The organism is uncultured Ruminococcus sp., assembly GCF_946415235.1.
GTDB lineage: Bacteria > Bacillota > Clostridia > Oscillospirales > Ruminococcaceae > Ruminococcus.
The window spans coordinates 46,924-54,350 of the sequence record NZ_CAMKRR010000011.1 but is presented as its reverse complement, the minus strand read 5'-3'; the positions used below and the strand labels follow the sequence as shown (position 1 = coordinate 54,350).

Genomic DNA, 7,427 nt, shown 5'->3' with positions numbered 1-7,427 from the left:
AATCTCAAGGGTCGTTTTTCTTTTCTTCGCATTGTTCAATTTTCAAGATGCTGTTTCCTATCCCTCGCGGGACAGCTTTAATATTATATCACTGTCTGTCGGTCTTGTCAAGTACTTTTTAAAAATTTCTTTCAATTTTTTCTCACTTGACTTTTCCGTATCTGTCGGACAGTAATTAAATTATACACTTTTTCTCGAATATTGTCAAGCACAAACTTTTCAACTTTCTAACCACATTACTGTTGAAAACTATACATCAACAGCTCAATATATAAAAAAAATTGCAGCCGCATATGCGACTGCAACCAAGTCCATTTTATTATGCGCCTTCTTCGGTTCTGAAAACCATAAGAGACATATTCATCTCATTAACATCGCCGCTTCTGACAGTATCCAGATCATCTTCACTCAGCTGATCTGTAGTCATAGGATAAGTGCCTTTATATCTGCCCGACTCAACGTTGCAATAAATTACCGACTGAACAATATAGTTGTGAACGAATATCTTATAGAAGCCCTCTTCGTCCGCTATACGCGCAACAGCTCTTCCGAAGCTTGCGTTGCTCGGTGCATACTTGGCATTGTCGGTATCTGATAAAGCCGAACCGTCAGCATTGCACTTTGCGCCGTTTCCGTTATGCGAATAGAAGTAAAAATCACCGTTCGTTATGTACTGATCATCGGCATCCATTGTACGCTCTCTTGCAGCTATCCTTGTGATCTCCGTCTGAGCTGCCGTGAAGATTATCTTTGCCTTTGAGTTGGCATTCCTTTCACGGGATTTTGTTATAAAATATCCCCACGTCGGGATCATAACGGAGAGTAAAATTCCAATTATTGCAATAACGATTATAAGCTCCATAAGGGTGAAGCCTTTTTTAGACCTATTTGTCTTCATCGTCATGCACCTCCCAATACAAATTTCCATATATATTATATCAAAAAGTTCACACTTTGTCAATAATAAAATAAGTAATCGGTAACAATTTTTTCGCCGCTTTATTGTGCATTTAGTCTGTTACACACAAAAAAGCCTTTTTTCAGCTGTTAATTATCGGCATTTTTCACTACTTATGTAGTGAGCTTTGTAAGTGCGTCTGCAAGGGCTTTTTCATAATCGCCCTTATAATCCGTAAAGTTGTCAACAGTAACAACTCCCGAAGGATATGTTCCTGTGTACGTATTGTCGGAACATACAGCAACAGCCTTTACAGCGCCGCCTTCACATTCGGCTTTGAAAGTCAATCTTTTTGACTTGTTCAGGAAATGTGAGATCTTACTCCACATTACGTCCTTGCCGATCTCGGTCTCGGCAGAGGACGGAGTAATGCTCACTTCGTTCGAGTCTCTGTCTGATTTTTCGATTGCCGTGATATCCGAGCCGCTGTCATATTCCTCATCAAGCTCGATGAGCACGGAATTGATCGCCTTCTGGAGCGAATTCGCCTCGGAATTTGCCGACGACACCTTTGACTTTTTTACATAGCCGACCATGGACGGAACAAGTATCGCCGCGAGAACACCGATAATTGCAATGACCACGACCAGCTCGATAAGCGTAAAGCCGTTTCTCCTCTTTTTCATTTTCATTTCCCCCTTAATAAGCCGTTCGGCTTTTCCTCATTTCCGCTTTCCTGCATTATGCCGCACTGCGGCTAAATATAAATAAAATTTATCTACTTATATAATATAACACAATTCATATTTTGTCAATAGAAATGTGGATTTTTGTACCACAAATTTGCTGATTGTTTATTGTGGAATTTCACCATTAAGAAAAATAGAGACCCTTGCGTTATAAAGGGTCTCTTCAATGTTCTTATAAACAGATCAGGCAGAGTACTTGTCCTTTGCATCTTCGCAGGCAGCTTCATAATCGTCTGCGTATTCCTTGAAGTTTTCAACGGTCACTACACCTGTAGGATAAGTTCCTGTATAAGCCTTGCTTATGCTTACACCTACATAATTGCAAGAACCGCTTTCGCAGATCGCTTTGAAGCGAAGCTTTCTTGCCTTGCCCGAATCAAGATACTTTGTTATCATTTTCCAAAGCACCTCATTGCTCACTACGTCATCAATAGATGGCTCGGTCGTAACTGTATCTGTGCTTGAGTTGCCTGATCTTTCAAAGTACTCGATCTCCGTACCTACCTCATAGTTATCGTCGATCTCCTGGAGTACTGTATTGATCGCTTTCTGGATTGTTGTTGCTGTTGAGTTTGCTGATGATATCTTTGATTTTCTGACATATCCAAGCATTGACGGAACAAGAATTGCAGCGAGTACACCGATGATAGCAATAACGACAATGAGTTCGATAAGGGTAAAGCCTTTTTGCTTTTTCATAAATATCCTCCTTTTCATTGTGCGCGAGAAGCATTCCCGCATTCTTATCCATTCAATCATGAATAGGCGCTTATTGCTAAGCTTGATACATATTATATCAGAGAATTATTGACGTGTCAATAACTTTCTTGCTATAAAATATGAATTTTTTATACCATTATTGCTATTTTTAATACAATTATTGTTACAAAAAAAGCTCCTCCCTACTGGGAGGAGCCTTTGTTTTCAAGTTAAACTTTAATAGGTTTTACTCAACCGATCAAGATGTAAGCTTAGTCATAGCAGCATCAAGTGCTGTGTCAAGACCGTCAGCATCGTCAGCGCTGTAGTCGCCATAGTTGTCAACTGTAACAACGCCTGAAGGATATGTACCTGTGTACTTCTTATCGAGAGCTACAGCTACAGCCTGAACTGCACCGCCGTCGCAGTTTGCAACGAATGCACACTTCTTAGCCTTATCCATGTAGTGCTTGATCTTTGTCCAAAGAGCATCATCATTATCTGTACCATCAGCCGTGATTTCATCTGCATCTCTTGCACGAGTGATAGATGTTACGTCTGCGCCGTCCTCATACTCTTCGTCCATTTCGATGAGAGCTGTATTGATAGCCTTCTGGATTGAGCTTGCAGCTGAGTTAGCTGAAGAAACCTTAGACTTCTTTACATAGCCGAGCATTGAAGGAACGAGGATTGCTGCGAGAACACCGATGATAGCGATAACAACGATGAGCTCAATAAGTGTAAAACCTTTCTTTGTAGTTTTCATAAGAAAACCCTCCTTTAAAATATAGATTTGTGAAAGCTTTGCTTCCACTCGATTTTTAGGTCCGGGGATTTTTTTCTCCCTTTCCCTTCCCTGTGATTATAGTATATCACCTTATTCACAATATGTCAACAGATTCCAAGAAAAAAATCCATATTTAAAGGCACTTTTTACATCGGAACGGTAAATCGGCATATTTTTTTTGTCGTTTTCGTCGAGTTGCACAAGTTTTTATGAATAAATTAAATCTTTAATTTAGTATTTGTTATATTCACAACTGTTTATACAAAATGTAAACTGTGTTTTGGAGTGAAATTTGAGGTTTTAGACTTCATTTCGGAGAGAAATTTTTCATTGAAAATTTTATTCATCTGTAATATTCCCTAAAAATAATACCGTCGGTGTAATTCCGACGGTATTATAAAAATCACTAATCTTACATCTGATTTGGCTGAGGTGACGGCATACTTCTTCCGCCGCCGCCGAACTGTGCAAGGAAACGATAGAACTCTGTCTTGTCGAGACACTTCTCGAGAGCGTCTACCTCGCTGATAACATTTCTGGAAACGAGTCTTGCGAGCTCCATATCCAGAGACATCATGCCCTGCTGCTTACCTGTCTGGATAGCAGACTGTACAAGGTGGATCTTGTTATCACGGATCATAGCGGAGATAGCGTCTGTAACGTTAAGTATTTCCATACAAGCGATACGTCCCGAACCGTCCTTCTTAGGAATAAGTGTCTGTGAGATAACAGCTACGAGGTTGTTAGCGAGCTGTGTTCTGATCTGCTGCTGCTGATGCTCGGGGTAAACGTCGATGATACGGTTGATTGTATCAGCTGCTGATGTGGTATGAAGTGTTGACATAACGAGGTGTCCTGTTTCGGCAGCGGTTACGGCAGCCTGGATAGTCTCGAAGTCACGCATTTCTCCTACGAGGATTACATCAGGGTCCTCACGGAGGGCAGCTCTGAGGGCGAGGGCGAAGTTTCCAACGTCGTCGCCGATCTCTCTCTGGTTTACCATACATCTCTTATGATCGTGAACGTACTCGATAGGATCCTCTACAGTGATTACGTGAGCGCTTCTGTTAAGGTTAACGAAGTCGATCATAGCTGCGAGGGTAGTAGATTTACCCGAACCGGTAGGACCTGTTACGAGAACGAGTCCACGGGGACGCATTGCGAAATCTGCGAGTATCGGAGGAAGTCCGAGATCCTCGAGAGTAGGAATATCGTTTCTCAGAAGACGGATAGCGATAGCAGGCTTACCCTTCTGGAAATATACGTTTACACGGTGACGGTAGCCGCTTCTTGTTGTGAATGAGAAGTCGGTATCGTGGTGGTTGTTGATGCTTGTCTGCTGAGCGTCGTTAGTCATCTGATGAACGATGTTGAGTATTTCCTCTTCATCCATTTCAGGGTACTGCGAACGCATTGTTCTGAGTGTACCGTTAAGACGTACTACAGGAGCGATCCTGTCTGTAAAATGAAGGTCAGAACAGCCGAGGAGTCTGACCTCGTCAAGTATTCTATGTATTTCGATTGCCATATTAATTATCCTCCCTGCAAGCTATTAAACTGTAAATGTTGTTCTTACAAGCTCGTCTATTGATGTTTCGCCTGCCTGTACAAGCTCGGAAGCGTTGTCACGGAGAAGCTTGGTTCCCTGTTCCTTAGCTGCCTTTTCGATCTCTTCCTTGCTGCCGTTAGCTGCAATGATGGATGAGACCTTAGCGGTACAGTGAATGATCTCATGGATAGCGGTTCTTCCTCTGTAGCCTGTGTTATTGCATACAGGGCATCCGCCCGGCTCAAATATCTGGATAGAATGGTCGATACCCATAAGCTCGTTCTCTTCGGGAGTTGACATTCTCGGTTTCTTGCACTCAGGACAAAGGACCTTAAGGAGTCGCTGAGCGATAACGCCGATGATAGAAGTAGCAACCATGTAAGGAGCTACACCCATATCAACCAGACGTACAACTGTTGAAGCAGCGTCGTTGGTATGGAGGGTCGACAGAACAAGGTGTCCTGTGATAGCGGCACGGATACCGATATCGGCAGTCTCGGTATCACGCATCTCACCGATCATTACTACGTCAGGGTCCTGACGGAGGATAGAACGAAGAGCAGCTGCGAATGTCATACCTGCCTTTACGTTAACCTGACACTGGTTAATGCCATCGATAGCCTTTTCGACAGGGTCCTCAACGGTAACGACGTTTACGTTTGGCTTAGCGATCTCACCGAGAGCCGCATAAAGTGTGGTTGTTTTACCTGAACCGGTAGGTCCTGTAACGAGGATAACGCCGTGAGGAACTCTCAGCATTGACTCGAACAGTGTATAGTTGTAATCCGACATACCGAGGTCGGTGATCTTACGGAGTGCTATCTGTCCTGTTGAAAGGATACGGATAACGATCTTTTCACCGTGTACCATAGGAAGTGAGGATACACGGACGTCAAGGGTCGTGCCGTCAACGACCTGTGTGAAACGGCCGTCCTGCGGGATTCTCTTTTCAGCGATGTTCATACCGCTTATGAGCTTGAAACGTGTTGTAAGTGCGCTGTGAACTGCACTGGAAATGTTCATGAGTTCAACGAGGTCACCGTTTACACGGATACGGATTCTTGTATACTTATCGAAGGGCTCGATATGGATATCGGTCGCATCTGCTCTGTAGGAGTTCTCAACGATAGTAGTTGCGAGCTTAACGATAGGAGCGCTTTCAACTCTGTCCTTGGACTCAAGGTCAGCCTCGCTCATTTCGCCGAGGTCGCCGCCCATAGCGCTTACGTTCTCAAGAACGCTGTCAACGTTCTGCATTGAGTAGCACTTACCGATAGCCTTATTGATAGCAGATGTTGTTGCAAGAACAGGAACGGTGTCCATACCTGTGGAAACCTTGATGTCCTCGAGGACAATAAAGTTAACAGGATCGTTCGTTGCGACTGTGAGACGTTTACCCTGTACATTGATAGCAATTACAGTGTGCTTTCTTGCAAGCGCCTCAGGTACCATCTGTACAGCGTCGGAATTGATCTCAATGTTGTCAAGGTCAACGTACTGTACTCTCAGATTTCCTGCAAGAGCCTTTGCGAAATTGACTTCGGACATGAAGCCCAGTTCAACTACAACGTCACCGAATTTCTTGGTACCGTTGGAATTTCTCTGCGCGTCAAGAACCTGCTGAAGCTGCTCGCTTGTGATCAGCCCTTGATTGACTAAGTAGTCACCAATTCTCTCGTTTCTCATAAAAAACCTCCGCTTATTTTCTGAATACCCGAGCGTACCGTCATACGCTGCAGTATTCTAAAATTTTACTTGAATTTTCCATAATTTATGTTATAATAATATTATGTACATTTTAATATGAAGGAGGGGTAAAATCATGTTCGGATTTGAAGATATGCTCCATAATGAATTTACCGAGCTGCCATTCAAGATCATGTTTTACGTCATAGTTTTTCTGTTTGGGATATGTATAGGAAGCTTTCTGAATGTAGTCATTTACAGGCTTCCCGATCCAAACAGCCCATCCATTCTCGGAATAGGGCAGACAAAGGAAGATAAGGAAAAGGCTTCTCACTGCATGACCTGCGGTGCAAAGATCAGACCCATTGATCTGATACCTGTTTTCAGCTGGATAATGCTGAGAGGCAAATGCCACAGCTGCGGCTCAAAGATATCGCCGCGCTATCCCATAGTTGAAAGCCTTAACGGTCTTCTTTACGTCCTGACGTTTTATGTTCTGGATATCAATGTTAAATCCATAATAACCTGCGTTGTGATGTCCCTGCTTATCTGCATAGCCTTTATTGACTGGGACACAAAGGAAATATTCATCAGCATGATAGCTGTAATATTTGTCCTTACGATACCTCTCCATCTTCTCCACTCACTGGAGTATGAAGACGTAACTCTTAAAAGCCGCATTATCGGAGCGTTCATCATCAGCGTCCCCTTCTTTATAATAGGAGAAGTCAGCCGACCGATCATAAAGAAGAAATTCGGTGAAGACTTCAGAGCTATTGAACTGGGTGATACATATCTGATGTTCGCCGCCGGTGCTTTTCTCGGAACACAAGCTGTTATCGTTTCAACATTTATCGGGATCATGGTCGCTGCGGTCGGCGGAATAATCGTCAAGCGCGTTACCAAGGATTCAAAGTTTGCTTTCGGCCCCTTCCTTGCAATAGGAATTGCCGTCGGCTCTTTGTGGGGCAATCAGATAGCTCAGTGGTATCTGAGTATTCCCGAAAGACTCAGTGGTCAGTGATACTTAAAAAAGAAAATAATAAGCACAGGCAGCAG

7 protein-coding genes are annotated in these 7,427 nt (G+C 43.2%); 1 reads left to right on the top strand and 6 read right to left on the bottom strand.

Features of this window, described 5'->3' with window-relative positions; all coding sequences use genetic code 11:
* Positions 1-319: 319 nt before the first annotated feature.
* The 6 genes from Q0R37_RS04605 to Q0R37_RS04580 all read right to left on the bottom strand — a co-directional run bounded on the left by Q0R37_RS04605 (position 320) and on the right by Q0R37_RS04580 (position 6,368).
* Positions 320-898: a prepilin-type N-terminal cleavage/methylation domain-containing protein gene (locus Q0R37_RS04605; protein ID WP_294751871.1), complete on the bottom strand. Its 579-nt coding sequence runs from the start codon at positions 896-898 to the stop codon at positions 320-322.
* A 173-nt stretch (positions 899-1,071) separates the two neighbouring features.
* Positions 1,072-1,584 carry a type II secretion system protein gene (locus Q0R37_RS04600; protein ID WP_294751868.1) on the bottom strand — a complete coding sequence of 171 codons (513 nt, stop codon included), beginning with the start codon at positions 1,582-1,584 and terminating at the stop codon, positions 1,072-1,074.
* A gap of 246 nt (positions 1,585-1,830) precedes the next feature.
* Positions 1,831-2,346 (bottom strand): type II secretion system protein, encoded by a 516-nt coding sequence (locus Q0R37_RS04595; protein ID WP_294751866.1) that lies wholly within the window; start codon positions 2,344-2,346, stop codon positions 1,831-1,833.
* 259 nt (positions 2,347-2,605) lie between these two features.
* Positions 2,606-3,112 (bottom strand): type II secretion system protein, encoded by a 507-nt coding sequence (locus Q0R37_RS04590; protein WP_294751864.1) that lies wholly within the window; start codon positions 3,110-3,112, stop codon positions 2,606-2,608.
* 433 nt (positions 3,113-3,545) lie between these two features.
* Positions 3,546-4,661, bottom strand: a complete 1,116-nt coding sequence (locus Q0R37_RS04585; RefSeq protein WP_294751863.1) for a type IV pilus twitching motility protein PilT — start codon at positions 4,659-4,661, stop codon at positions 3,546-3,548.
* Between the two features lie 24 nt (positions 4,662-4,685).
* On the bottom strand, positions 4,686-6,368 hold the full coding sequence (locus Q0R37_RS04580) for a type II/IV secretion system protein (protein ID WP_294751861.1): 1,683 nt from the start codon (positions 6,366-6,368) through the stop codon (positions 4,686-4,688).
* 136 nt (positions 6,369-6,504) lie between these two features.
* Here Q0R37_RS04580 and Q0R37_RS04575 point away from each other — a divergent pair, with 136 nt between their 5' ends.
* Positions 6,505-7,392 (top strand): A24 family peptidase, encoded by an 888-nt coding sequence (locus Q0R37_RS04575; protein ID WP_294751859.1) that lies wholly within the window; start codon positions 6,505-6,507, stop codon positions 7,390-7,392.
* Positions 7,393-7,427 lie beyond the last annotated feature (35 nt).

Bases quoted from the DNA above. Each gene is read 5' to 3' on its own strand.
- Q0R37_RS04600 (WP_294751868.1), bottom strand. From the start codon at position 1,584: ATGAAAAAGAGGAGAAACGGCTTTACGCTTATCGAGCTGGTCGTGGTC.
- Q0R37_RS04590 (WP_294751864.1), bottom strand. From the start codon at position 3,112: ATGAAAACTACAAAGAAAGGTTTTACACTTATTGAGCTCATCGTTGTT.
- Q0R37_RS04585 (WP_294751863.1), bottom strand. From the start codon at position 4,661: ATGGCAATCGAAATACATAGAATACTTGACGAGGTCAGACTCCTCGGC.
- Q0R37_RS04575 (WP_294751859.1), top strand. From the start codon at position 6,505: ATGTTCGGATTTGAAGATATGCTCCATAATGAATTTACCGAGCTGCCA.
- Q0R37_RS04595 (WP_294751866.1), bottom strand. From the start codon at position 2,346: ATGAAAAAGCAAAAAGGCTTTACCCTTATCGAACTCATTGTCGTTATT.
- Q0R37_RS04605 (WP_294751871.1), bottom strand. From the start codon at position 898: ATGAAGACAAATAGGTCTAAAAAAGGCTTCACCCTTATGGAGCTTATA.
- Q0R37_RS04580 (WP_294751861.1), bottom strand. From the start codon at position 6,368: ATGAGAAACGAGAGAATTGGTGACTACTTAGTCAATCAAGGGCTGATC.